26 protein-coding genes are annotated in these 22,691 nt (G+C 58.3%); 11 read left to right on the plus strand and 15 right to left on the minus strand.

Annotation, left to right across the window (positions count from 1 at the left end; genetic code table 11):
- The 6 genes from GJ633_RS00505 to cbiT all read right to left on the minus strand — a co-directional run.
- Nucleotides 1–530: SAM-dependent methyltransferase (locus GJ633_RS00505; RefSeq protein WP_231741168.1), on the minus strand; the 530-nt coding region annotated here is incomplete at its 3' end.
- Between the two features lie 2 nt (nt 531–532).
- The gene (locus tag GJ633_RS00510) at nt 533–1,504 is read right to left on the minus strand and encodes a precorrin-3B C(17)-methyltransferase (RefSeq protein WP_156586293.1); all 972 of its coding nucleotides are present in this window, start codon (nt 1,502–1,504) and stop codon (nt 533–535) included.
- A 1-nt stretch (nt 1,505) separates the two neighbouring features.
- Complete coding sequence (cbiG, locus tag GJ633_RS00515; protein WP_156586295.1) at nt 1,506–2,585, minus strand: cobalt-precorrin 5A hydrolase; 1,080 nt, start codon at nt 2,583–2,585, stop codon at nt 1,506–1,508.
- Nucleotides 2,585–3,526 carry a cobalt-precorrin-4/precorrin-4 C(11)-methyltransferase gene (locus GJ633_RS00520; RefSeq protein WP_156586297.1) on the minus strand — a complete coding sequence of 314 codons (942 nt, stop codon included), beginning with the start codon at nt 3,524–3,526 and terminating at the stop codon, nt 2,585–2,587. Before GJ633_RS00520 ends, cbiG begins: the two co-directional genes overlap by 1 nt.
- Nucleotides 3,523–4,377 carry a cobalt-factor II C(20)-methyltransferase gene (locus GJ633_RS00525; protein ID WP_321168840.1) on the minus strand — a complete coding sequence of 285 codons (855 nt, stop codon included), beginning with the start codon at nt 4,375–4,377 and terminating at the stop codon, nt 3,523–3,525. The genes GJ633_RS00520 and GJ633_RS00525 overlap by 4 nt, the downstream gene beginning before the upstream one ends.
- Entirely contained in the window at nt 4,374–4,952 is a 579-nt protein-coding gene (cbiT, locus tag GJ633_RS00530; RefSeq protein ID WP_156586299.1) for a precorrin-6Y C5,15-methyltransferase (decarboxylating) subunit CbiT, read from the minus strand. Before cbiT ends, GJ633_RS00525 begins: the two co-directional genes overlap by 4 nt.
- A 150-nt stretch (nt 4,953–5,102) precedes the next feature.
- Between cbiT and GJ633_RS00535 the strand changes: the two genes are divergently transcribed.
- The 4 genes from GJ633_RS00535 to GJ633_RS18155 all read left to right on the plus strand — a co-directional run bounded on the left by GJ633_RS00535 (nt 5,103) and on the right by GJ633_RS18155 (nt 8,582).
- Entirely contained in the window at nt 5,103–5,906 is an 804-nt protein-coding gene (locus GJ633_RS00535) for a MarR family transcriptional regulator (RefSeq protein WP_156586301.1), read from the plus strand.
- A gap of 391 nt (nt 5,907–6,297) precedes the next feature.
- Entirely contained in the window at nt 6,298–6,900 is a 603-nt protein-coding gene (locus tag GJ633_RS00540; protein WP_156586303.1) for a hypothetical protein, read from the plus strand.
- A complete protein-coding gene (locus GJ633_RS00545; RefSeq protein ID WP_156586305.1) occupies nt 6,878–7,141 on the plus strand; it encodes a hypothetical protein in 264 nt (87 codons plus the stop codon). Before GJ633_RS00540 ends, GJ633_RS00545 begins: the two co-directional genes overlap by 23 nt.
- A gap of 70 nt (nt 7,142–7,211) precedes the next feature.
- The gene (locus GJ633_RS18155; protein WP_197431160.1) at nt 7,212–8,582 is read left to right on the plus strand and encodes a tyrosine-type recombinase/integrase; all 1,371 of its coding nucleotides are present in this window, start codon (nt 7,212–7,214) and stop codon (nt 8,580–8,582) included.
- A 6-nt stretch (nt 8,583–8,588) separates the two neighbouring features.
- On the opposite strand, the gene GJ633_RS00555 is transcribed toward GJ633_RS18155, so the two are convergent.
- The 5 genes from GJ633_RS00555 to GJ633_RS00575 all read right to left on the minus strand — a co-directional run bounded on the left by GJ633_RS00555 (nt 8,589) and on the right by GJ633_RS00575 (nt 12,240).
- A complete protein-coding gene (locus GJ633_RS00555; protein WP_122105615.1) occupies nt 8,589–8,831 on the minus strand; it encodes a hypothetical protein in 243 nt (80 codons plus the stop codon).
- A 23-nt stretch (nt 8,832–8,854) separates the two neighbouring features.
- A complete protein-coding gene (locus tag GJ633_RS00560) occupies nt 8,855–9,157 on the minus strand; it encodes a hypothetical protein (RefSeq protein ID WP_122105614.1) in 303 nt (100 codons plus the stop codon).
- 907 nt (nt 9,158–10,064) lie between these two features.
- The gene (locus GJ633_RS00565; protein ID WP_122105613.1) at nt 10,065–10,709 is read right to left on the minus strand and encodes a DNA-directed RNA polymerase subunit epsilon; all 645 of its coding nucleotides are present in this window, start codon (nt 10,707–10,709) and stop codon (nt 10,065–10,067) included.
- A 325-nt stretch (nt 10,710–11,034) separates the two neighbouring features.
- On the minus strand, nt 11,035–11,733 hold the full coding sequence (locus tag GJ633_RS18390) for a site-specific integrase (protein ID WP_122105612.1): 699 nt from the start codon (nt 11,731–11,733) through the stop codon (nt 11,035–11,037).
- A gap of 135 nt (nt 11,734–11,868) precedes the next feature.
- Nucleotides 11,869–12,240 (minus strand): hypothetical protein, encoded by a 372-nt coding sequence (locus GJ633_RS00575; RefSeq protein ID WP_136516503.1) that lies wholly within the window; start codon nt 12,238–12,240, stop codon nt 11,869–11,871.
- A 264-nt stretch (nt 12,241–12,504) separates the two neighbouring features.
- Between GJ633_RS00575 and GJ633_RS00580 the strand changes: the two genes are divergently transcribed.
- The 5 genes from GJ633_RS00580 (at nt 12,505) to GJ633_RS00600 (ending at nt 16,182) form a co-directional block, all read left to right on the plus strand.
- Nucleotides 12,505–12,711 (plus strand): hypothetical protein, encoded by a 207-nt coding sequence (locus tag GJ633_RS00580; protein ID WP_004594151.1) that lies wholly within the window; start codon nt 12,505–12,507, stop codon nt 12,709–12,711.
- Between the two features lie 47 nt (nt 12,712–12,758).
- Nucleotides 12,759–13,502 carry a site-specific integrase gene (locus tag GJ633_RS00585; RefSeq protein WP_161607607.1) on the plus strand — a complete coding sequence of 248 codons (744 nt, stop codon included), beginning with the start codon at nt 12,759–12,761 and terminating at the stop codon, nt 13,500–13,502.
- 212 nt (nt 13,503–13,714) lie between these two features.
- Nucleotides 13,715–14,557, plus strand: a complete 843-nt coding sequence (locus GJ633_RS00590; protein ID WP_197431161.1) for a GNAT family N-acetyltransferase — start codon at nt 13,715–13,717, stop codon at nt 14,555–14,557.
- Nucleotides 14,558–15,190: 633 nt separating this feature from the next.
- The gene (locus GJ633_RS00595; RefSeq protein ID WP_122105609.1) at nt 15,191–15,808 is read left to right on the plus strand and encodes a tyrosine-type recombinase/integrase; all 618 of its coding nucleotides are present in this window, start codon (nt 15,191–15,193) and stop codon (nt 15,806–15,808) included.
- A gap of 26 nt (nt 15,809–15,834) precedes the next feature.
- Nucleotides 15,835–16,182, plus strand: a complete 348-nt coding sequence (locus tag GJ633_RS00600) for a hypothetical protein (RefSeq protein WP_122105608.1) — start codon at nt 15,835–15,837, stop codon at nt 16,180–16,182.
- A gap of 2 nt (nt 16,183–16,184) precedes the next feature.
- Here GJ633_RS00600 and GJ633_RS00605 read toward each other — a convergent pair whose 3' ends face one another.
- Both GJ633_RS00605 and GJ633_RS00610 read right to left on the minus strand, forming a co-directional pair.
- Nucleotides 16,185–17,021 (minus strand): DUF6036 family nucleotidyltransferase, encoded by an 837-nt coding sequence (locus GJ633_RS00605; RefSeq protein WP_122105607.1) that lies wholly within the window; start codon nt 17,019–17,021, stop codon nt 16,185–16,187.
- A complete protein-coding gene (locus GJ633_RS00610) occupies nt 17,018–17,968 on the minus strand; it encodes a MarR family transcriptional regulator (RefSeq protein ID WP_122105606.1) in 951 nt (316 codons plus the stop codon). The genes GJ633_RS00605 and GJ633_RS00610 overlap by 4 nt, the downstream gene beginning before the upstream one ends.
- A gap of 156 nt (nt 17,969–18,124) precedes the next feature.
- Here GJ633_RS00610 and GJ633_RS00615 point away from each other — a divergent pair, with 156 nt between their 5' ends.
- On the plus strand, nt 18,125–18,700 hold the full coding sequence (locus GJ633_RS00615) for a hypothetical protein (RefSeq protein WP_004594158.1): 576 nt from the start codon (nt 18,125–18,127) through the stop codon (nt 18,698–18,700).
- Nucleotides 18,693–19,130 carry a hypothetical protein gene (locus GJ633_RS00620; RefSeq protein ID WP_004594159.1) on the plus strand — a complete coding sequence of 146 codons (438 nt, stop codon included), beginning with the start codon at nt 18,693–18,695 and terminating at the stop codon, nt 19,128–19,130. Before GJ633_RS00615 ends, GJ633_RS00620 begins: the two co-directional genes overlap by 8 nt.
- Before the next feature lie 30 nt (nt 19,131–19,160).
- Here GJ633_RS00620 and GJ633_RS00625 read toward each other — a convergent pair whose 3' ends face one another.
- On the minus strand, nt 19,161–20,159 hold the full coding sequence (locus GJ633_RS00625; protein WP_122105605.1) for a tyrosine-type recombinase/integrase: 999 nt from the start codon (nt 20,157–20,159) through the stop codon (nt 19,161–19,163).
- Nucleotides 20,160–20,333: 174 nt separating this feature from the next.
- Nucleotides 20,334–22,622 carry a tyrosyl-DNA phosphodiesterase gene (locus GJ633_RS00630; protein WP_156586353.1) on the minus strand — a complete coding sequence of 763 codons (2,289 nt, stop codon included), beginning with the start codon at nt 22,620–22,622 and terminating at the stop codon, nt 20,334–20,336.
- Nucleotides 22,623–22,691: the final 69 nt, after the last annotated feature.

The raw sequence follows: 22,691 nt of genomic DNA on the forward strand, positions 1-22,691 counted from the left end.
AGCGCGCGGTCGACCGCCTCCTCGGTCCGCGAGACCTCCCCGCACATCGGGGTGTCGTACAGCTCGTCGGCCGCGTCCGTCACCTCGTCGGGGAGGAGGTCGATGTACGTCGTGTAGCCGACGACGTGCTCCGCCGCCAGCAGGGCCGCCCGGGCGCGCTCCGTCATCCCCTCGGGCTGGCCGGGGCCGAGCCCGACCGCGACGAGGCGGCCGGGGTCGGCGTCGAAGTCCTCGACCGTCGAGGCGACCTTCTCGTCGGTCGTCGACCGCTTCGAGCCGCCGCAGGTCGACGCCGAGTCGCCGTCGGTCGAGCCCGCTCCGCTCGCGCCGCATTTCGACGAGGAACCGCCAGTCTCCGTCGTCGTCCCGCCGTCTGGGGCCGTGTCTGTCGCCGATTCCGGGGTTCCGCCCGTCGCGTCCGCCGCCGTTCCGTCCGCCGGTTCCGTCCCGTCCGCCGATTCCGTCCCGTCCGCCGCGCCGCCACACTCGGATGTCGATTCGTCCGTCGAGCCGCAGGTGCGTTCCGTCATTGTCAGAAGTCGTCGACGTCTCGCCCGCCACGCGGGGTGACGAGGAACTCTCCGTGGTCGTTTTCCCAGGTCTCCGTCTCGTGGGTGCCGACGACGATCGAGGTGCCCATCCCGCCGACCTCCTCGTCGTGGGCGGTCGCCTCGCCGAGCGTCGTCAGCGTGTACGCCTCGCCGTCGCGGTTGCGCCCGGCGTCGCCGCGGCCGGCGTCGTTGACGATGGCGACCGGGGCGTCGTCGGTGCGGTGCTCGCGGAGCACCTCGACCGCCCGCTCGTAGTCGCGCCAGCAGTTGTAGAGGACGACCACGAATCCGGCGACCGCGGCCGCCCGGAGCTTCTCTTCGATCTCCGACCACCCGCGCCACTTGTCCGACAGCGACACGGTACAGAAGTCGTTCGAGAGCGGCGCGCCCACCATCGCCGCGCCGCCGAGCGCGGCCGTCACGCCCGGGACGATCTCGATCGGCACGTCGTCGGCGTCGTCCTCGTCGGCCATCAGGTAGACGAGGTCGGACTTGCCGTAGACGTTCGGGTCGCCGCCGGAGACGTGCGCGACGTCCTGGCCGGCCCGGACGCGCGCGAACGCCTCGCGGGCGAGCTCGACCTGTCGCCCCATCGACGAGCGGACGACCTCCACCGCGTCGCCGTCGGGGTGCGTGCCGACCTTCCCGGGCTCCCATGCGGGGTCGCCGTCGGTCGAATCGGCGACGCCGTCCTCCGTCGCGTCGGTCGCCGTTCCTCCATCCGCGGCCGCGTCGGCCGGCTCCGTCCGCGACTCGGGCGGGAGCGTCCCGTCCCGCCGGAGGAACTCCTGGTAGAGGTTCGACGCGATGACGCAGTCGGCGTGGCGGATCACGTCGCGGGCGCGCTGGGTCATCGCGTGCGGGAGGCCGGGGCCGATCCCGACGACGTACAGCGTGCCGAGCTCCTCGCCCGCGTCGGTCGCGTCGCCGGGAACGTCCGTGGTGCCGGTCATGTCACCGCCCCACCGCCACGGTGACCTCGTCGGCGTGGCGCCGCTTTTCGAGCACGAGGTCGTGGTCGGCGCCGCCGGCGATGGCGCTGGCCTCGGCGACGCCGGGCCAGCCGATCAGCTCCTTCGCCTTCGACGGCGTCGGCCCTTCGTGATCGAGCAGCGTCTCCTTCCCGAAGGCGACGACGCCGACGTCGCGCTCGGCGGCCGCTTCCAACAGGCCCGGCTCCTCCTCCTTGCGGGTCGCGGTGGCGACGAACTCCACGGCCGCCCACTCGCGGTCGACCGCGTCGAGCGCGGCGTCCCAGGCCTCGAGGAACCGCTCGGCGTCCGCGCCGGCGACGGAGCCAGTCCCGAGGACGACCCCGTCGTCGCGGTTCCGCTTGAGCACCGTGACGTCGTCGTCGACGAGCACCGCCCGGGGACCGTCGAGCCGCTCGACCGGGCCGAGCTCGTCGTCGAGGACGGCCAGGTTCGTCGCCACCGTCGAGTCGCCGTTGACGACGTGGGCCGACAGCGCCTTCGCGCGCTTCTCGACGCCCTGTTTGTCCGCGGCCTCGCTCGCGGTCGTCATCGCCGGGACGGCGCCGAGCGAGGCGAGGTCGTCGGCGACCTGGTTCGCCCCGTGGTGGCCGCCGGTGATCGGGATCGCCCACGTGAGCGCCTCGTCGACGACGCAGATCGCGGGGTCGTCCCACTTGTCGTCGAGCAGCGGGGCGGTCTTGCGCATCGCGATCCCCGAGGCCATGAGGCCGACGAAGCAGTCGTACTCGCCCCAGTGCTCGGCGAACACGTCGCCGTGGTACTCGATCACGTCGACCGTCTCGTAGCGGTCGCCGATCCCGTCGACGATCTCCCGCGCCGTCTCCAGCTTCCGCTCGAAGCTGATTATCGCGATCTCCTCTGCGACCTCGCCGTCCGAGTCGGGCGTCGAGCAGTGACCGCCGCCGCTTTCCTCGTTGATCGACCCGTCCGCAGTTCCCTCGTTGGTCGACCCGCCCGCGCCGCTCTCGTTCGTCGATCCCGTTGCCCCGCCGTCTGCCGATTCGTCAGTGTCGATGTCGGTGTCGCTGTCGGTGCTCATCAGTCGTCGGCCTCCGTTTCGGTCGTCGCGTCTCCCGGTCCGCGGTTCGCCCAGTCGCCGTAGAGGTACGAGCGCTCGTAGCCCGCGCCGGTCGCGGCCTCGCCGATCAGGACCAGCGCGGACGCGCGGTACCCCGCGTCCTCGACCTTCGCGCCGACGTCCGCGACCGTCCCCGTGATCACGTCCTCGTCCGGCCACGAGGCGTGGTAGACGACCGCGACCGGCGTCTCGGGGTCGACCCCGTCGTCGAGCAGCCGGTCCATCGTCTCGCTCACGGCGTGGGTGCCGAGGTAGATGCAGGTGGTCACGTCGCCCATCCCGACGAACTCGGCGACGTGGTCGTCCTCGGGGTCGAGCGTCTTCCCCTGCGGGCGCGTGAACGCGACGTGGTTGGCGACGCCGTTCAGCGTGAGCTGGGTGCGCAGCGTCGCGGCCGCGGCGAACGACGCGGTGACGCCCGGGACCACGTACGCCGGCACGCCCGCGCGCTCTAACGCGTCTATCTGTTCGAGCGCGGCCCCGTAGATCGCCGGGTCGCCGCTGTGGAGGCGGACGACGTTCCGCCCCTCCTCGTGAGCGTCACGCATCAGCGGGATCAGCTCCTCCAAGTCCTTCCCGACGGAGTTGACAAGCTCCGCGTCCGCGCAGTACGCCTCCAGCAGCTCGCTGGAGACCAGCGATCCGGCGTGGACGACGAGGTCCGCGTCGTCGAGCAGCTCCTTTCCGGTCACCGTCAACAGCCCGGGGTCGCCGGGGCCGGCCCCGACGAAGGGGATCCCCTCCTGTGTGTCGCCGGCGGCGTGCTCGTGCACCCGGGGGTCGAGCCCGTCGGCCTTCGCCTCGCCCGCGGCGTCGATGGCGTCCTGGGGATCGGCGGAGGCGTCCGGCCCCGCGTCGGACGCGGACGCATTCCGGTCGTCACCGCCGTCCTCGGCGGTCATCGCGCACCACCGGGGAGGTCCCCGTGCTCTTCGGCCTCGGCGTACTCGACCGCGTTCGAGCCGCCGTCCGGGACGGCACCGTCCGCCGCGGCGTCCGCGGGCTCCCCGTCGCCGTCGACCGCGGACTCGGCGGTCTCGGATTCGACGGTCTCGGATTCGACGGCCTCGTCCGCGAACGCGTCGGTCGCGCGCGACGTGTCGAGTCCGCGCCGCTCGGCGTACGCCAGCGTGTAGTAGTCGCGGTCGGCGACCGCCTCGGGGTCCGTCGTGACCGCCGTCTCGCCCGCGTCCATGAACAGCCGCCGGCCGAACGTCACGTCGTAGCCGGCCGCGTCGAGCTTCCGGGCGGTCTCGGGGGCGTCCGTCACCTTGAACAGGACCAGTCGGTCGGGACCGGTCGGCGCGGCGCCGCCGGCCGCCTCCCGGAGCGCGAGGCCCGCGCCCGCCTCGATCTCCACGTCGAGGGCGGTCGCGAACGCCGTCATCGCGCTGATCCCGGGGACCACCTCGACGTCGACGTCGGGGTGGAACGCGTCGAGCGTCCGCCGGAGGTGGCCGAACGTGGAGTAGACGTTCGGGTCGCCGAGCGTCACGAACGCGGCGTCGCCGTCGCGCGCGGCGGGAGCGATCGCCTCCGCGGCCTCGCGCCAGGCCTCCCGGAGCGCGTCCTCGTCGCGCGTCATCGGGAAGTCGAGGTCGCCGAGGCGGGCCGCCGAGACGTGTTCGGTCGCGACCGCCCGCGAGAGCCGGCCGGGCGAGTACACGACGTCGACCGACTCGAGCACGCGCTTCCCGCGGACCGAGACCAGGTCGGCGTCGCCGGGGCCGAGCCCCACACCGTAGAGGGTCACGCGTCGCCCTCCGTCTCGGCGGCGTCGCCGTCCGCGCCCGGCTCGGCGACGAGCATGTACACCGGGTTGTTCGCGTCGAAGCTGGTCGCGCCCGCGAGGTCGTACCCCGTCGCGACCTGCAGACAGAGCACCTCGTCGAGGACCCCGCGCTCGCGGAACGCGCGAGCGGCCTCGCCGGCCACCTCCAGCCGGGAGACGTTCATGACGATCCGGGCGTACCCCGCGTCGAGCGCGGCGTCGAGGACCGCCTCGTAGTTGCGCGAGCCACCGACGAAGAGCGCGTCTCCGTCGTCCGGGAGTCCCGCCGGGGCCTCCGCGTTCACGAGTTCGACCTCGGCGTCGTACTCGTTGGCCGCGAGGTTCGACCGCGTCGCCTCGACGCGGTCGGGCTTGCGCTCCAAGGCCGTCACGCGACCGGCGCGACGCGCCGCCTCGATCGTCACCGCGCCGGTACAGGACCCGACCTCGACGAAGTGGTCCGCCGGGCCGAGCGCGAGCTTGCGCGCCAGGACCGCGCGGACCTCGGGCTTCGTCGGGCCGGCCTTGGCGTCGGTCGGAAGTCGTGTCACCTGCATCGGCGTGAACAAGTGCACTCTCCCGTATAACAATTGTGCTTGTTCTAAGTAAAGTTGTATTTAGTACTCGGCGCGCGAGACCCGCGAATCGGCGGTCGACGGCGGGCGGACTACAACAGTACTTTGATTGTTGAACCACGAGGACGGACAATGACCGATCCCGACGCGGAGACACCCCCCGAGGTGCTCGACAGCAAGCGCGACGCGACGCGCTACCAGGTGCTCGTCGAGATCGCCGCCCGCCAGCCCGCGGTGAGCCAACACGAGATCGCCGAGTCGATCGGCGTCACCTCACAGGCCGTCAGCGACTACGTCAGAGACCTCGTCGAGAACGGCTACGTCGAGAAGGGCGGGCGCGGCCGCTACGAGGTGACCAAAGAGGGGATCGACTGGCTGATCTCCCGAACGGACTCCCTCCAGACGTACCTCGACCGCGTCACCTCCGACGTCCTCGGGAGCGTCGAGGTCGACGCCGCGATCGCGATCGACGACGTCGAGGAGGGACGCGAGGTCGGACTCGTCATGCGCGACGGCGTGCTCCACGCGAACCCGGCCGGCGGCACCGCCACCGCCGTCACCGTCACGAGCGCCGCGGCGGGCGAGGCCGTCGGCGTCGCCGACTTCGAGGGCGTCGTCGACTACGAGACGGGCTACGTGACCGTCCTCCCCGTTCCGTCCGTGACCGACGGTGACTCGCTCGACCCCGCGGTCGTCGCGGCGTACCGCGACGCCGACCAGCTCCTCGCGGTCGCCGGCGCGGAGGCGTACGCGCTCGTCTCGCAGGCGAACGCGGACCCCGACATCCGGTTCGGCACGGCCGACGGCGTCGCCGAAGCCGCGGTGCGGGGCCTCGACGTGCTGCTCGTCGTCGCCGCCGACCAGCTCCCGCAACACACCGCCAAGCTCCGCGAGGAGAACATCCCGCACGAGGTGCTCGACGCCGCCGACCTCTGAGCGAGCGAGGTCGGTCACCTCCGCCGCGGAGTGGCTCCTCGGCGAACCGATCGCGGCCGTCGCCTTCGAGCGGGACGCCCTAGCGGCGGCCGCACGCACCGAGCCGGTCGGCGTCGAACACGGCCGGTCGTCGCAGTCTGATGCGACGACGCGAGCGACTCTGACCCGACGCTCACCCGGTCCAGAAGGCCCGCTGTCGCTCTTCGGTCTCACCGAGAACATCGACAGCACGTCACGTCATTTCTCCGGATATGACGCGTCGTCGCCGGGTGTTGGGGCTCTCTACCGAACGATCCTTGGATCAGGGGACCAACTACCGGAACCAAAATCGAATTTGGGAGTTGACCATCGGCTCCCGACAATTTATGCGCTCACCTGCAAACGAACCTCTATGGGCGGTATCGAGCTACGGAACGACACACTCGTCGTCGAGCGTGAACCGAATCAGCTCGACGAGTTGGCGATTGAGTTTTCCGAAATACTCGGTCAGTTCGACATCAAGCACGTCTACATCGCGGGGTATGTCTCCATCCTCGCTGGTCGGGCACGCTCTACCGAAAACGTCGACGTCCTCATCGAACAGGTCGGCGAAGAGACTGCGGACAAACCCGCAAAAACGCTCGACGAGCAAGGGTTCTGGGGCCCAGCCATGCCGCTCTCATCGATATATGAGATGCTCGACAACGGTGACAACATCTGGGTCGCTCCAGAGGACCAGGTTACGCCGCATCTCGAAGTCAAGTTCGCGCGCGACGAGTTCGACCGCGCATCCCTCGAAAACGCAATCACGGCCCGAATCGGCGACGAAGCGATCTCGATTGGACCGTTAGAACTCCAGATCGCCTACAAACTCCACCGCGGAGCACAGAAGGACATCGAGGATGCGGTCCACCTCTACACCCTTTTCGAAGAAAGCCTTAGTATGTCCCGCCTCAAAGAGTGGGTAACGCGACTCAACGTCGAAGCCGAATATGAGCGACTCAAACGCGCGTAAACACCTCGACACGAAGCACGAACGCAACCGTGAGCAGCGCATCGAGGGTATCAAGCGCTGGGTCGAATACATCGACTCCGAGCCACCGGAGACGTGGGGACCGCAGCAGAACGCGGTCGTCAACGACCAACTCAATGCGGCTCAAAGCGTACAGACGTCGGCTGCCCACCAGCAACACGTAAAGGACGTAGCGGCCGAGATACTCAAAGAGAGTGACACGTCTGACGCTGATTCGGAGTAGATAGATTCTCGCGGTATCGTCCGAATAGAGGTCTTTTTACGCGTCTGCTGAACAATCCAGTTCAAGTAACGTGGAGAGCCAAGGGCCGGCTTTAAGGCTAAGCCCTAAAGCCCTGCGTATATACTATATAAACACAGATGGGGACAAGAGATCAAATCGAGAACCTACAAGAACGAGTCAAGAAACGATCAGTCTGTCCGACGAGGAGCCTGATGACGAGAACGCACCATCGATCTCAGAGGACGACGCAGAAGTGCTTCTCGAATTCAGTCGACAGCTCGACCTGCTCAGTTCGAAGTACACCGATTACCGGCATCTCAAACTTCTCCGCCACTGCGTCATCATGGCAGAACAAGTGGGTGGACTGGCGGACGCATTAGAAAGTCGAGACGCTGCCGAAGAAGTCGTCGTGTGGATCAATAGAGAACGAGGTGTTCCGGAATACAGCGAAGAGACGAATCAAGATTACCGTGTCGCACTACGAATCTTCGGGAAGCGAACCCTCAAGATGGCCGACGACGAGGTGCCGGACTCGTTAGCGTGGGTCCCGACAGGCACGAGCAGTTCGTACGATCCCTCACCCAGTCGATCGGATATGCTTGACTGGGATGAAGCAAAGGGGATGTCTATTGAGGGCACAGAGAACTCGCGGGACAAGGCACTCATAACGGTTTCCCACGAACTCGGCCCCAGAGGGGAAGAGATGCACGGGGTCCGGATTGGGCAAGTGACCGATGCAGACCATGGGATACAAATCAGTCTCGACGGGAAACAAGGGGAACACTCGGTTACCCTAATCAACAGCGTCCCCTACCTGCAACAGTGGCTCAACGATCATCCTGCTCCAGATGACGACGAAGCCTACCTCTGGTGCAACCTCAACGATCCGTACGATAACGCGAGTTATCAGACCTTCCTCGAACGGTTCAAAGAAGCGGGACGACGGGCAGACATCGACAAACCTGTCACGCCAACGAACTTCAGGAAGTCGAATACGTATTGGCTCGCCAAGCAAGGAGCGAACGAGTCATTCATCAACGATCGCCAAGGCCGAAAGCCGACTTCCGATCACGCGCGACGATACATCGCAGAGTTCGGCCCCGAAAACGAGAACAACCAGTACGCGGAGCTCCAAGGGCTTGATGTCGAGACGGAAAAGACGGAAGACCGGACACCGATCACCTGCCCCCGGTGCGACAAGGAGACTCCCCGCGATGAGCCGTTCTGCGTCTGGTGCCACCAAGCGATGGAACCCGAGGCCGTAGAGGAACTCGAAAAGGAAGAATCCGAGCAACGCCGGGAGTTACTCCGAATCGCCAAAGAGAACCCCGAGCTGTTAGAGGCGGTAGAGGAGCTTGAGCCCCTGATAGAGTCCTTAGGTGGAGATGCACAGGTCATCGATACTGCCAGACAATTCGTCGAAGCAACTGAGGGAAGCTAAGTCGATCTACTCTTTCAGTCGCTTTACGAGGTCCCCCACCTCAACATCACCGGTGTCGACCGACTCAGTTCCTCTTTCCATCTCGGTTCCCGGAACCTCGACATCTTCGTTCACGACAGGTGTCTGCCCCTGTCGGTCGTGCAAGGCCCGTTCTGCATCCCCGAACGTTCCGGGCATCGACTCACCGATGATGTGTCCGTCGCCGCCTCGGTATCCCCAGCCGTTCGCATCCGTATTGTCGTGATGCATAGTGTCTAGTTGATGTTGGTCGCTTACTCTGGCCGCCAAAACTCGTTCGCCCAAGACTTCTCGACCAGTTTGAGTTGGATCTCCTCGCGCTTCTCGTAGGTCTCGTCAATCCCACCGAAGTAGTAGCCGACACCCTTCTCAAGCTCAATGTCTGCAGTCCAGACCGTGCAGACTACTGGTTCCCGTGTTGTATCGTCACTAAGCCTCACACGCTGGTACGGCTGATGGGACGCGACATCTTCGAACCAGTTGACGAACCCTTTCGTCGTCACCCAACCGTTCGTGCCGTCGAGGTCACCAAGTTCTACGAACGGGGGCCCACTCATCGCTCTCCACCTCTGACCAGCGTCACCCCACCTGTTGTTTGTCGAGTCGGGAGCGGTGCGTCGCACCATCGGCAGGTGCCGCTCGAACGGAGCGGGTCGTAGAGTCCCTCACAGCTCGGACAGGTCGAGAGGCCGTTCAGATCGATACGGCCGTCATTGTGCAGCACGGTTCGAAGGACTCCTGCTCGTTCAACGAGGAGCGCATCGTAAGGGACATACAGACGTGTGCTATCGGCGTCGCACTCGGGAGCATGTACCGGGACAGCCGACTTCCAGGCTTCCACAAGCGGGAGTTCAGCGGGCGTACGGTCGTTCCACTGGTCGATGGCGTGCGGGCGATTGATAGGCGGTACGTACGACTGGTCGTGTACGTAGTGGTTTGGGTCAAACATCGGTGGATGAAGATTCCCTGTGCTTCAACGGGGGTACTCAGCCAGTTATCGCGGGATCGCTGGACAGCGTCGCCACTGGGCGTGAAGACTAAAGTCGGAGAGAACAATCGCTATCGACGACTGTTGGTCGTCAGGTTAGTCACGGCTCTTCGGGATGAGGACGGTGCTGAGTATCGACCGTTGAACACTTAGGGGGTACATCGCGCGGGAATCAGGCGCGCGTGTTCACAAGTACAATTCGCGGATAGTTGCTGACTCGCCGAACCCCCTTGAACAGGACTTTCGTGCGGGCGTATTCAACCGTGTTAAGTGGTAGACTCAACAGGTGAATTTCTTGAAGCCGTAAGGCTTCAAAGGGGTTGGCCATTTCGGCCGCGATAAAGGCCGGCCAGAGACTTCCCCTATCGGGGAACCACTCTGACCGAACCGCCTCAATCACGCATATTGTCGCAAGAAATACTTAAAGAAATACCAACACCCCCTCGAAAAGGACAGGTCGAGCAATCATATGAGAACTACCGAAGGGGCTGGTTCTCCCGTTCGAAATACCCGATTCGCTTGAGTTCCGCTTTCACAAGTTGGGTCACACTGTAGTGGTCGTCACCGGAGACCCCATACTGTGTGCAAAGGTCTTGGAAGTCTTTCTCCTGGCTGAATCTTTTCGGAAACTCCTGCTGGCCCACCTCGGAGAGATCGACTTCGGTTGGGTCGTTTCCTTGCAAGAAGTAGCGCCTACGCTCACGATCAACGACGATCCCGATTGTACAGAGGGCCACTTTCTCAATCTGCTTCTGCTGGCCGAAGCGGTCGAGATTCATCTGGCTCATCGCAGAGACAGCCCGACGTTTCTGATAGGTTGGAACATCAAGGGTTGAACTGAGTGATTCGGTGATGCGTTTCTTATCACGTGCGGCTTCACGCGCACTGTGGTCTCCATCACTGTGGTGTCGACCCTCGTTCAGTCTGACGAGTCGTTCAATGTCTCCGTTGGCTGTGCCGATTCCGACTCGTGTTTCCCCAAAGGGATCATATCCAGTCGTGTAGGCATCGGGTTGATGGTCACGCAGTTGCTGTGCTGACGGAACCATCTCCGGTTTTTCATCGATCTCTTGGTCAGTCTCGCTCGTCTGTTCATTAGCCTGTACGTGTTCACGAGTCATCGGAATTTCCGTACTTTCTGTTGGGAACTAAGGCAGTCAGCTTAATTTTGGCCATAGCTATTATATAAATGGTATATTTGAGTGCTTCAACCGGTTAGCTACCTTGCAAGGACTTCAGGACTGCAGAAGGGATGTTAATCATCTACTCTATCACAGATGCTTGTGATTCGAGGGTCTTGGAGAAATTGGCCCTGTTGTAGAAGCGACTGAGTAATCGACAACGATCACTCTGGTCCGGAACGCGATTGACTACTGCTTGCTGTTAGGCATCGAAATATAGAGAAACTGAAACTTGGTTCGCCAGTTCGCTGCAGAAAACGGCTTATCAGCGACTAAGCCCACACCAGATACAGGGTCGGTTTCGTAGAGTCCATACTCCACAATTTGGACACCTGATACAGAGTTGGGGTCTACTGTCTTCATCGAGGTCACCATCTTCGGCTGTTTCTATGAGCTCCTTTGGCACCTGGGGTCCCCATCCGAATAGCTCCCGAAGGCGGTGAGCTCTCAGACCCGATTGGGCGATCAGCAGTTTCGCTCGTGATCGACGAATATCATGCAACGTGAACTTTGTCGGGACATCAGAGCGTTCACAGGCACGATTCGTAATGTCATATAACATCATATAGGGAATACGTTTGTTTGAATCGATTTGTGTCCAGATTGGCATCTCCGAGGAAGCATCCTCTAGTGGGTCGGCATCCGGAGCAAGCCATTCAGTTACTGGATGTTCTGCTTGTACCCACTGTTTGAAGTACGGCATCGATTCGTCGAGAGTGAGTAATCGTTTCTGACCATCTCGACGAGTAATCAATATGGCAACGTGGTCGCCTCTGTCTTCCACGTCACCGAAGGTGAGCCGGTGAAGCTCAGATGGTCGTGCGTGCGACTCCCACGCGACTGCTACGAGCGCTTTATTCCGGATGTGGATGTCCGGATGTTCGAGGATCGGTGCGATGTGGTCTTCCCAGCGGACCATAGTCCCCTGGTCGTCATTCGGTTCTGTCATAACGCACCCTATCATTCGACCCGGGGGATAATTCCCAATTCGTGAGTGAAATCACTTCAGCAACAAAACATTTAAAAACACACGGGTCGCCGTGTCATCTTTCAGTGATAAAAAGCATCAATATACGAGTCATTCGCCAGGTAATGGACATTATGAGGACTTAGAATCGGTATTTGGCACGTAATGGTCAACATTTGCTGTATCGGCATGTGATACATCTGGACTGTTTCTGTCTCGGATTCTATTTTTCTGAAATTGAGACAGCGATGAAGTACACAGTTCCCATCGTTTATTTCCCTCATTATCGAGCTTGTGATTAACGATGCCTGCATCTTCTGCTGCTGAAAGTAGCGAACTCAAGGATGCAGTAGAATACTCTCCGCCTTCAATTATTTCCTCGGCACCGTATGAGTCATCTGCAGTGATCGCATTGACTTCGTCTCGTAGTTGATTAAACGCGCAACTGTGATCTTCTGCATTCAGCAATACTTTCAGCACGACCTGTGCGTATTTGTACTCCATTACTTTCTCGAACCCACTATTGTCCATTATAATTCAATTTATCAAGTCTATACGTAAATAAGCTAGCCAGATGTGGGATTGGTGAGTCCAAAGACGATCCTGTACGGCCCCTAGAAATACTTGGGAATATCATAAATTCACCGGGGCATATTCTGTGGTTAGAGAGGTTCTCTGTCGTGTTTTTATCTCAAACATAAATACATTACTTTGGTGAAGTCACTTCTTTCTGATAACTCAGAATACTACACCTCTCCTAATTAGAGTATGACCGAATACGAGGACAGCAGCCTCTCACCGGGTGAATACGTACGAGAAAACAAAGAACAACTCGAACGGTTGATCAAACACAGTAACAACGATTTCGTTCGGGCGTTAGCGATAGCGGCATTCGTCGAATACGGAGAGGATGCATCAGTAGAGTCCATCACGAAAGATTTGGAGCGAATCAAAGAGTTGGAAGAGGTTCAGTAAAGATGAGGTTGGCCCCCCACTCCAACTCAGACGGCTATCGAGTCTTTATGGAGCCGCATGAATATGAGACAATCATCGAATGCGCATCCCGTGATCGAGCGGAGATCGCCTTTCGACTAGGTGGAGAATGCTCCCTGAGAAAGAAAGAGGTTCTTGAGGTAACGCTTGATAAGATTCAGAAATCCCGAAGCCCCGGTGTAGAGATTTTCTTTATGCGCGTATGGGGAAAGGAAACACGGAAAGAAAATAGCAAGAAGCCACGGAAACCCTGGGTCCCCAACTCATTACGTGGGGACATCGAACGGTACAGCAAACGGAAAAACATTAGACCGTCATCTCCTCTCTATCCGAACTCCAAAGGAACTCTTCAAAACGATATGGTGGATGCACGGGAACTGGCAGCCAACAAAACCGGTGATGATGATTTCCTCGAAGTGACGTTCCATGACTTCCGGCGATACTTTGCAACCAACCTTTTCTACAGAAAGGGGATCAATATCGAATTCATCGCAGCACTCGGCGGGTGGGAAGATCCAGATTATATGAAAGAAGAGTATCTGGACCCCTACTTCGATGACGTTATCGAACGACACCTGGCCCAGAAAGGAGTGCTCGACATCGAGACTGACCATCAGTCTGACTTCGAAAAAGTACTCAGCAAGATGAACGAGCTGGAAAATCGAATTGATACTCTTGACCGAACCTTAGCAGCAGACACTATAGAGGTCGGATCTGAAGAGCTGGAGACGGAAGAAAGCGATGGGGACCACTCGTTGGAAGAGTTCCTCTGATTTCCTTTTCCTGAGTAACGTCACCGGGAATCTACTCCCAACAAAACCCCGACAGACTTGTCTCCGTAGATCAAACTCAGAATGACCGCACAGAAGTGGGAACAGAACGACCGGATCTTGTTACCAGGTTAGGAACTACTCAACACCGCGATCTGGCGTTAGAAACCGTGTGGGCGGAAGGTTTACCGCCGGTCCCGCAGGCCTCTAGAATGATGACTATACTGGAAGGAGCGACGCGCTGGGGCTCTGGCGAACCGACAACTGTTCAGGATGCTGCCGTCACCTGCTCAAACTGTGGCGAAACCGTCTTTGCGCAAACGGTCGGCGATGTGACGTGCGATGCCTGTGACGCCGCGTTCTATGCCACCGATCATCGTTCGGAAACGTGCTCAGCGGTAGAGTGTGCAGATTGCGGGGAAGTAATCTCGTTTATCCAAGAACATCGATGCACCATTGGCGAGTGGGACGCGTATCATTGCCACCACTGTACGAAAAACATCGCCATCGAAACCGACAACGGGCCACAGCCACCAGAGCAATTATTACAAACAGACTGGGTGTTGACTGGCCAGCTGCCGGATGATCCAGGAACAGATGTCACCGACGGGGTGTGGATGACGCGCCCCCGAACTGCACGAGAGGAATTTGCAACGAAAGTCCTGAATGCCGAAGCGAAGGCGAACGATTCCAGCTTTCACGCCTACGTCCCTGGGGAGACAAACGCACATTTGTGTTTCAATGGGGAATACTGTATCGGCTACATCACATGGAACTACGATAGCGACCAACCGGAACTCGGGCAGTTATACATCTTACCGGAGTTCCGTGGACAGGGTATCGGATCTGCATTCGTTGAAGCGTGGCTGGACGACATCGCCAATTCGGATGCACGGTTCAACGTCAATAATCCGAATGCCAATATGTTCCGGCTGCTACGAAGCATCGGCGCAATTGAGGTCACCGAGGAAGGAATGGAGTTCCATAGATGCGACATTACAGGCCACTGGTTTGATGTGCCTGATGAATGGAAAAATCAGTCACCTAGTACAGACTGAACTATTGAACCCAAACCGTTGAAAGATCTCTATGGCACCCTCACCATCAGGCTGTCCAGTAGCAGAGAAAGTGGGTCATCATCAGGAACGCTCAGAGTTTAATACGAATGGATTAGCGGAAGTTAAAATAAGAATACATTAGGACATTCTGTCATATATTGCAACCGGCCGAATGACGTGTTTACGTGGTCACTCATAATATAGAGAAATGCAAAAACTGCCCGAAGAGGCCGACCCAAATCAGTTTTGTATTCTCCTATATTATCGAATCATAAACAACAATAGGGGCGCTATCTCCCAAATTATTCATTTTTCTCTCTTGTAGACAACACGGGATTAATCAAATAACCAATATATATTCGAAGAAGGGTTTTGTATAGTTTATTGGTCTAATGATAGGCCACCAGCAGATAGATTGAGTGCTGATTATCTATTCCGAATCGTCCAAAGCGCTACGGATTGCGCTGGATGGACGGCCGGTCAATTCCACAGTCGACCGGTGAAATAGTCATTCGTAAAGGGTGGGAGACACCGTTCAGTTCACACCAGTCATATGAACTTTGGAGTTTATTTATGGACTCCAAAGTTAAGGTGGTCGAGACGCATAACAGTATATAAAGAGGTGCTACCAGAATGAGTGAATCTGCAAACTCCAAAGTTCGGGCCAAAGTCTGGATGACACCAGACCAAGTCGAGACACTCCGCTCGGCATCCTATCGGACTGGAGCAGAATATCTACAGCAACGGAACGAGGCCATCATCGCGTTTATGTACGATACTGGGCTGCGGGTCGGGGAACTCGTTCAAGTCGACGTGAGCCTGCTACGGAACGGAAATAAGGAGCTCTATCTTCCTACGGAGATTCAGAAAGACTACCCGAACGAGAACTCGCCCCCACCAGTAACACTCACCCTCTCAAACGATACCACGAGACTCCTTTCAGCTTACCTCAATACCCGGTGGAAGGATTCACCGGGTCTCTTCCCGTCCCGTTCTGCGGATCGGATCTCCGAACAAGGCGTGCGGAATATGCTACACAAGGTTGCTGACGAGGCCGGTGTCCAACCCTACAAGGTCGATGGTAGTCGGGGCGACGCCAGTGACGTAACCCCACACGCTCTGCGACACAGCGTGGCATATCGAATGATGAACGACGAAAAGGGGAACACGCTCTATGATGTTCGGAACCGACTGCGCCACGGAAGCATTCAAACGACTGAGCGAATCTACGACCACCTACTGAAAGTCTGATTCACCTACGAAATCAACGTAGACATATGTGTACAGACGGGGAATACCAGGTTCGAGAAAACACCGGAAAGACATCGCATCCATCGATTGACGCAGTCATCGACCTCGCGGTCGAACGAGCTGCTGATCCACGGCCCCGCAACCATCCAGACGCTCATTTCGACCAGTACATCTCCAACGCCATCACCCAATTCGGAGAGGACGACGTGGCGAGCTGTATCCGGCATACCCTCGTCGACGGCTACACGCACCGCATGGCCGGGACGGCCGCCTTCGGTGAGGATGACTACGTCTGGGGGATCAACGTCGGTGTCGCCGCAATCGCCTATCTCAGAGAACTCCACCAAGAGAAAGGGTCATCTGACAATTCATAACGTCATTCGGTGAACGCATCTCGCTTGCCCGTATCAACAAAGCCTGAATCACTCTGCTCGACATACCCGTAGGCTTCGAGTTGATCCAACTGCTCGACGACGTGATCCAGATCGAGGCCACGTTCCTCTGCAATCGCCTCAACGGACATCGGCTCGTCTTCACTCAACACGAGTCTGACTTCTAACTCATCCATATACTGCGCGTAGTACTCATCAATGACCTCTTCAAGCGGTGTTTGAACCTCGTACTGGTCGTATAATTCATCCAGCGATTCACGGATATGGGTCGTAAATTGCTTCCCATTCAGCAACTCGATCTGTGCTGCGGTTTCATGCTCGATGGCGTCGAAGTCGAGATTCGTTTGTACCAGTGTATTCATGTCATCGATGTCGTCAGGGCGCTTTGCGACTGCTTTGAATAGGAAGATGTCTTCCAGCGCCGTTAACCGGACGGACAACTGCCCAGATGAGAGATGGTCCTCGCTCCGGTGTTGCATCCCATCGCTGAAGATGAGTTTGTTGGCAACCTGCCGATTGAACACATCTATCCGACACCCATCGTCGTTCTCGACACACAACCTCGCCCCCAACTGCTGGTACGTTTCGTCAAGGTCTGAGACTTCCTCGTATCCCTGGTTATCTAATGCGGCGAGTAATCGGTCGAACTCCACCTCGGTCGTGACGACCAAGTCGATGTCCTTGGTCGTGTCCTTCAGTCCTCGGAACGCCATCGCCCCGCCACCGATGAGAAAGGCTGTAACCTCGGTGTTCAGAGCCGCTCCAAGTTCCTGCAGTTCGGCCTCGATATACGCGGCATCGAACTGGGGGCGAGGCGTCATACAGATATGTCGTAATCAGCCGCGTTCGATTTGAACGTGTCCCATTCAGGAAGCTTCTCCCCAGCCACATCACCGCTGGTTTCGAGGTACGTACAGAGCGCCTGAACGGTTTCAGTGAGGTTGAGGTCGGATTCTCGATCGTACCGGGCTGCAGTCTCCGTGAGTGCCTCTGCACCAATCTCACTGGCTGTGATCAGTAATAGACAGTATGATCTGTACCGTGCGCCATCATCAATGAGGAGCAAGTGACAGACAAGGTCTTCCGGAGTGAGTTCGGTTCGATCCTCGGAGCGGAAATAGTACTGCTCTTCCCGCGTTAACAGCGGGATTCCGTATTGTTCGAGTGCATCCGGACCAGTCCGATGAAAGAGTGACGCAGTCACGTCCGTCCGGCAACTGAACAGGTACTCATCAACATCCATCCAGATGAGACGGACACCAGTAGCGTGGTCGCGTGCTTCCTGTCGATGCATATGGCGTACCAGCGACCGTGCAAACGCAGCCAATCCCTGGAACTGACTCGTCAGTGCAAATCGGCTATCGCGTTTCGTGACAATACCGACGTTTCGTAACTGTTTGAGTCGCCGGTAGACCGTTGCACGACTCACATCAGTCCAATCCGTGAGTTCCGCAGCCGTTCGTTCAGTATCCAAATGGTACAGGAGTTGGATGGTCGACCCAGCAATCAGGCCAGCGAAATCGACGTGCGGGAATTCACGTGCGAGGTCTGCAAACCGTTCAGCCGGTTCAGCGTTCGACAACGAAACGCGGTATCGACCGTGTTGCTGCTCTCTGGTAATCAGCCCGAGCTCGGCAAGGGTCGAGACCACGCGAGACGTGTGACTCGGATCCCACTCAAGCGCATCAGCTAACTCCCGCTGTACCACGCCATCCACTCCCTCGGTACTGAGGTATGAGAGGACGGTGAGTTCCGGTTCAGAGATCATCTTGTCTCAAATCACGAAACCTATATATAAATATCTTGCTTGTTTTGAGATACGGTCTATCCAGCGATGTCGTGAACCCAGCTAAAGCAGAAATAATTCAGCGTTCCATAGATATATATCGCCAGAGCAAGTAGCTACAGCAACGGACCCCCACACATGGATCTCACAGACATCCCCGGTGATGCATACGACGGCGAGGAGTCACCGCCTGATCTCGACGCATTAGAATCGCCTGACTCGCTTCTCAAAGGTGGATCAATCCGAGAGCGGCTCCTCGACGTTGTCATCGGACTGCGGACGCCGACGAAGGTCTCGACGATCGCCGATCGTGCCGATTGTGACACCGAGACAGCCCGGGACTACCTAGAGTGGTTCGACGAGATGGGGATGGTACAGCGACACGACGGTCGTCCAGTCCGGTACGAACGCAACGACGCGTACTTCCAGTGGCGACGCATCGACCGGATCCGCGAGGAATACTCCGAGCAGGAGATCGTTGACGCCCTCGACGACACGCTCACCCAGATCGAAGACTACAGAGCGCAGTTCGATGCAACGCACCCGGACGATGTGTCCCTCGTCGACGCCACCCAGGAGCAGAATCTATCCACCGAAGCAGCTTGGGAAGCGCTCTCCGAGTGGGAGACACTCGAACAGCGAGCCGCGCTCCTCGACGAAGCACGCGGAAACAATCCAGTCGCCGGTAGCAAGCCCGGTCCAGTCGATGCCTGAGGACACGGCAGACCCACCCAGTCGCGGCCCCATCGATGCAGAAATCCTCGATCGGATTGCTGCCCACCTCGCCCGTAGTGATCGGTTCGACGACATCCAGACACGACCGGAATACGCGCCGAACGCAGTCGTCGCTGACTACGATCTCGGATACTTTCCAGGCGGCGTCACCCGTGCGTATCTACGAATCCGCTGGTTCGAGACCGACGACTTCAGCATCCATTATTCGGAGCAATACCAGACCGGTAACGAGTGGGAGTGCCGATGGGATCGGCACCCCAATGACCATAACACCCGCGAGCACTTCCATCAACCCCCAGATGCGTCGACACCCGGAGAGGATGCCGACTATCCCGACGACTGGCGAGATATACTCGCAACCGTTCTTACCGATCTCGATGACCGAATCAAAGCCTTCTGGGACGAGTGACGATCCGACGGGGGAAACGCCTACAGCGCATCAAGCACTCGGCGCTATTGACCCGTCTGCTTCTGGAAGACGCGTATAGCCAGGGTTCTCAAGCATCGATACATACGCCTGGTCAATATCCCGGCCAGACAGGTGTACATATCGTCCTGGGACTCGGGAGCCTGGAACCCATCCGAACCACGCGCACATCTGCGCTTCAGTGAGGTAATTCGCCAGGTACGTCGCTCGGCTATGTCTGAAGTGATGCGGATTCACCGGTTTCTGAATCCCGGCTTGTTCGCTAGCACGATCTAAAATCCGCAAACGAATGTACTGGTAACTGATTGTCTCATCTGGAGACCCTTGCTTCGTGTCGATTTTACACCAGAGTGGCGCGTCAGGGCGTTGGTTCGGGTGTGCTGTTAGCCATGACTCAAGATACGATTCAGATTCGAGGAGCAAGAGTCGGCGCGACCCGGTTTTCCCCGAGACAACCATCTGTTTTCCGAGTCCCGTCTGTTCGATATGCCCAACTTCTAGGTCGATGAGTTCTCCGATCCGCGCTCCGGTTTCCCATAAGACGGCTACAAATGCACGATCACGGTCGTTATGACACGCTTCCAATAGGGCTTGAACATCTGCTGGAGTGAGCAGACTCTGGGGCAAAATCCGTTTTTGTTCTACGGGGCCCCGTCGAATCCACTTCGTCTCCTCAGGGTCTTCTCCATCATTCAACCACTTCCAGAACTGCTTGATCGCTTGCTTGTAATCAACGACAGTAGAGGAAGACGTTCCACGTGTGTACAACCACGCGACTAAATCAACGATCGCCTCTTTGTCCAGATCCACGAACCGTGTTTGCCCCACGTGATCTGTGATGATCTTGAAATGGGCAAGCACCTTCTGCTGTTGCGCCGAACTAATATCTGCAAGAACCATATCCCGGTGATACTCGGCTATGAGCTGCTTATTTTCGGGGTGGATGTGGGTGGCCGACTCGATATACGCTAATGTTCGATTCACCGCTGCCTCATAATCCATCGTAGGCATACCGCTCGTGAAGGTATCTATGGAGATAACGCGCGCGGTGAATACCTTTCTCGTGTTCGACAGTTCAGGGCGCTACAATCGAATTCTTCCCCAGATATAGGCGAAACTGATTCTCAACGTCGACCTACAGCGATAACCGTCTCAAAGAGGGAGCAATCCGTCATTGTAGGAGTATCAGCTGAACAATCCTCGGACGCGGCCAATCACCCCGCCACTACTCTCTGACTCACTTGTTTCCGCTCCTGTTCCTTCACTCACCCGTCCATCCAATTCAGCGCCAGCTGGCGGCTCTCCCAACCAGTCGAGGAACTCGGCAGGTGATTTGATCAGCAGATCGCGTCCACGGCGTTCAACACGCGCAACGGTGGGCGGATCCCGCGCATACGTGTAGGTATCCGTCGACATCTCTTCAGGGAACGATACACGAAGCCGATCGCCTTGGTCTTCCGTCGTAATATCCTCTCGCTTGAGCAGATCGAACCAGCGGTCACGACCCGCATCATGCTCTTGTTCGGCGGGGCGTCGTGGGAACCACTCCGGTACGTCACGACCAGCATACTCGTAGAACTCCAGCATCACGGCACGTGCCGTCCGTAACGCATCGTCATCATTCGAAAGCGTCAGCTCTCGGGTCAGCATTTCGTGGGTGAACCAGAGGAACAGCGGATTATCCTGCTCGATCAGCCGGTTGACCTCGGCCTCACCCTTGTAGCTCGTGTCGAAATTCACGTTGAAATGCAAAATCTTCGAGCGATTTCGGAACCACTCATCCGGCCGTTTGTCGTTACTAATGAATGCGAACAGCGGGAAGCTCGCTTCCGGCGTCCAGTTCCCCCAGTAGTTTCGGAACGTATCCAACCGGTTCACGGTATCTTTCGTGATGTCGTCGACGACGACAGGGAACGCAGTATTCGCAGACCGCATTCCCCGTACTTTCCGCTTCCCGACCTCGTCGGCATCAACCGGATTCACGACTCGCCCCCCGCTAATCATCGACAGCACGAACTGTGCGAATGTTCCTTTCCCGGCGTCCGACTCGCCGTAGATGTAGAGGTTCGGAAGCGCCTTGTCAAGGTCAATCCCGTACTGATCGTAGAATGCTGCATCACGGTTCGCAAACGGTGCCCAAAACATCCACAGCAACGCCTCGGTCATGTGCGCTTTCACGGCGTCTTCATCGTTGCAATTCCCGTACTTGTCGACCGTCTCAAAATACCCCTCTAAATCGGACAGGGCGGTATCAACGACATCTGGATCGTCAGGCAGCGGCTGTCCTACCCGGTAGACCCGCCCATCAGTATGGAAGCTCAGTGCACGCCCGAATTCAACCGGAGCATTATCACCTGTTTGTGCACGCTGGACACGCATTGTCGGCACCTCATAGACATCGCGCTTGTACTGCTGGACCGCCTGTGGCGTCGTCGTCAGTGAATCACCGGAGAGAGACGCGTCGTAATCAGTCATTCGAGACAACGCCTCAATCGCATCCTCGCTATGCCCCAGCAATGAGAGGTTGATTCGCGTCTCACTCTCGTCACCCGGATCTAAATCCTCTGCTGATCCCTCACTCTCACCGTCATCTGACTCGTGTTGCTGCTCGTCGACTTTCTCTTCAGCACCCTCACTCAGCTCCGTCTCATCGCCCAGTACCAGATCGACTTCATCCACCTCTGACTCAATCCGCTCATCAAGCCGTCCGTGAAGCTCGCCTACTTCATCACGGGTCTTCACCTTCCCCTCAGTGTACAGCGAGACCACCTCTGCCCGGTCATCAGATGTCCGTTCCAACCGCTCCGTAAGATCATCGAGAAACGGGCCGTCGTTATTGTAGGACCGGTGCTCTTCATAGAAATCGACGAGCTCGCCCCACAGCGATGTGTCCGTCGCCGTTTCGAATACGACCCCGGTATTCGCCTGCCGCGTCCACGCGTTACTCGACAAGTTCGGGGACCCAACGATCGCCGTCGCTGGCCGCACCGTCTCTGTCTCCGCAGCATCCTCTGACTCGTCTATATCAGTTCCACCGCCACTTGCAGTCGAGTCCGAATCGGTCCACTCGAAAGTTTGCTGGGATGCATCAGTCTCGTCACTCCCGTCCGAGTCGTCACTTTCAGCGCTGTATTCGATCAGGTAGAGTTTGCTGTGTACTTCTTTCGTCTCGCAAAGATAGATCACTAACTTATCGTCTCGTTTGAGCTGTTCAAGCCGATCTGCAAGTTCTGGTTTATCGATGAGTCGCTCCCGATAATCCGCAACGTCACCCGCGACTACTTCCAATTGTTCAAGCGACTCAACGCGGTCAAACAGTTCAAGGATGAACTCCGGTGAATCACAGTACGTGACGACACGCATCCGGACAGCGTCCTCAAAGTACGTTTCGAACCGCCCGTAGCTCCTGAAGAGTTCAACGTGTCCCGTTGTTTCAGACCTGCCGCCCAGCGGGAGATCAAACTGCTCCGCCATAATGTTCGTTACCACTTACACAACTTGGTCTGATAACCGTTCACCTCAGAGTGGAACAAATGATCGGAG

This window comes from Halorubrum sp. CBA1125, assembly GCF_009742825.1.
In the GTDB taxonomy this organism is placed as follows: domain Archaea; phylum Halobacteriota; class Halobacteria; order Halobacteriales; family Haloferacaceae; genus Halorubrum.